The organism is Paenibacillus elgii NBRC 100335, assembly GCF_004000865.1.
GTDB classification, from domain to species: domain Bacteria; phylum Bacillota; class Bacilli; order Paenibacillales; family NBRC-103111; genus Paenibacillus_G; species Paenibacillus_G elgii.
Genome location: NZ_BIMB01000121.1, coordinates 1 through 2,547, shown reverse-complemented (window position 1 = coordinate 2,547; position 2,547 = coordinate 1). Strand labels below are relative to the sequence as shown.

Here is a 2,547-nt window from a genome sequence, read left to right as displayed (position 1 = left end):
AACGACCGTTCCGACAAAGTCCGTGCGCACCAGCTCCCGGCGCTGCGTCAGCAGCAGCTTGGCGCCCGAATCGTCCAGCAGGTAGCGGACGCGCTCCTCCGGGTAGTCCGGGTCGATCGGCACGTACGCGCCTCCGGCCTTCAAAATCGCCAGCACCCCAACTACCATCTCGACGGAACGCTCGGCCAAAATCGCAACAGGCTCATCGCGCTCCACCCCTGCGACCCACAGCGTCCGCGCCAGACGGTTCGCCCGCTCATTTAGTTCACGGTAGGTCAGCTTAACGCCCTCGCATACAACCGCCGTCTGCTCCGGCGTCCGCTTCACCTGCGCCTCGAACAGCACGCCAATGCTCTGCTCCCGCGGATAATCCGTCGCCGTCGCGTTGAATTGCTCGACAATCTGAGTTTTGTCCTGCGGTGTAGCGATCTGGATCGCCGATAGAGTTGTTTGCGGATCCGCGACGACCGCATCGATAAGCCGGATCAGATGCTCCGCCATCCGCTCTACGGTCTCCCGCTTGTAAAGCGCAGTGGCGTATTCGAAGCCGCAGCCGATCGTTTCCCCATCCTCGGACGCATGAAAGCTCAAGTCGAACTTCGCCACCGTATGCTCCTGCGGATAAGGTGCCAATTGAAGATTGTCGATCCGCCGCTCCTTTTGCTCCGTATTTTGCAGTACGAACAACGTATCGAACAGCGGGTTGCGGCTCATATCTCTCGGGATACTGAGCTTCTCGACCAGTTCTTCAAACGGGTAATCCTGGTTTTCGTAAGCATACAGCGCATGTTCTCTGACGTCCTGCAAATAAGCAAGGAACGTCTTCTCCCCTGACGGATAATTCCGGATCGCCAAAGTGTTGACGAACATGCCGATCAAGCCGCTCAAGTCCGCGTGCGGCCGTCCCGCAATCGGGGTCCCGACGACGATGTCCTCCTGCCCGCTGTATTTGCCGAGCAATGCGGTATATGCCGCAAGCAGCACCATGTACAGCGTCGTCCCGCTTTGCGCCGCCAGCCGCCGGAGTCCTTCGCTTTGTCCGCGATCCAGGACAAACTCATATACGCTGCCGCTAAAGCTTCGTACCGCGGGACGCGCGTAATCGGTCGGCAGGTCGAGCACGGGCAGGTCCCCGGAGAAAACGTCCAGCCAATAGCTCTCCTGTCGGCGGTAACGCTCGCTTTGTTTTTGTCCCTGCTGCCATACGGCATAGTCCTTATACTGAATCGGAAGCGGCGGCAGGTCCTCCCGTCCGTATAGCCGGACAAACTCTTGAACGAGAACGCCTATGGACGTTCCGTCGGAAATAATATGATGCATGTCGAACATCAAAATATGGCGATCCTGCCCGGTTTCGATTAGCCCGGCCCGAAACAGTGGAGCATGCGTCAGATCGAACGGGCGCACGAACCGTTGGACGAGTTCGGCGGCTTCTTCTTCTCCCGCCTGCATGAACTCGACGGAAAAAGCGACCTCTTGATGCACCCTTTGAACCGGTTCGCCGCCGTTGACCGTGTCAAAGCTAGTGCGCAGCGTTTCATGACGCGCGATGAGACGGCGGAACGCCTCCTCCATCCGGACCCGGTCGAGCGGCCCGTGCAGCTTTATCACGCCCGGCATATTATAGCTAAGCCCGGCGCCTGAGAACTGCTGCAGCAGGTACATCCGTTTTTGAGCAGAGGACACCGGATAATGGTCGCTCTCTGCGGCAACTGATATCGAGGCGTACGCAGTTTGTTCCATCGCTTCGATCACCTGCGCAAGCTGTTCGATGGTCGGATGCTGGAACACATCGCGAAGCTGCACATTCTTCTGCATTTCTTTTTGAATGATGGAAACGAGGTTGGTCGCGCGCAAAGAATGCCCGCCGAGATCAAAGAAATTGTCTTTGATCCCCACGGCCGGAAGCTCCAGCACGTCTTTCCAAATATGCTCCAATTGCTCTTCCAGCATGGTCCGCGGGGCCACGTACTCCGTTCCCGTCTGCATGCTTCCTTCTGGGGCCGGAAGCGCTCTGCGGTCCACTTTGCCGTTCGGTGTCAGCGGAATCCGCTCCATCTGCACGAAATACGACGGCACCATGTATCCCGGCAGCTCCTGCGACAATGCGCTGCGCACTTCGCCTGCGCTTAATTCGCTCTCCGCCGTAAAGTAAGCGCACAGCTGCTTTTGCCCCTGCTCGTCTTCCCGTGCGATGACCACCGCTTCCCGCACGCCTTCCACGCGCAGCAACTGCGCTTCCACCTCGCCCAGCTCGATCCGGTAGCCCCGGATTTTCACCTGCTCGTCGATCCGGCCCTTATACTCCAGCGTCCCATCCGCACGCCAGCGCGCCAAGTCTCCCGTCCGGTAGCAGCGTTCTCCCTCGCGCACCGGGCTGGCGATAAACTTCTCCGCCGTCAGCTCCGGGCGGTTCAGGTACCCCCGCGCCACCCCGTCTCCGCCGACGATCAGTTCACCCCACGCTCCGACCGGCTGCAGCTTCATCCCACGGTCGACCACATAAGCCGTCGAATTCGCAATCGGACGGCCGATCGGCACCGCTTG

General features: G+C 59.5%; 1 protein-coding gene. It reads right to left on the bottom strand.

The features are described from left to right. A partial coding sequence (locus PEL01S_RS34050; protein WP_164824382.1) for a condensation domain-containing protein occupies positions 1–2,547 on the bottom strand: 2,547 nt, incomplete at both ends.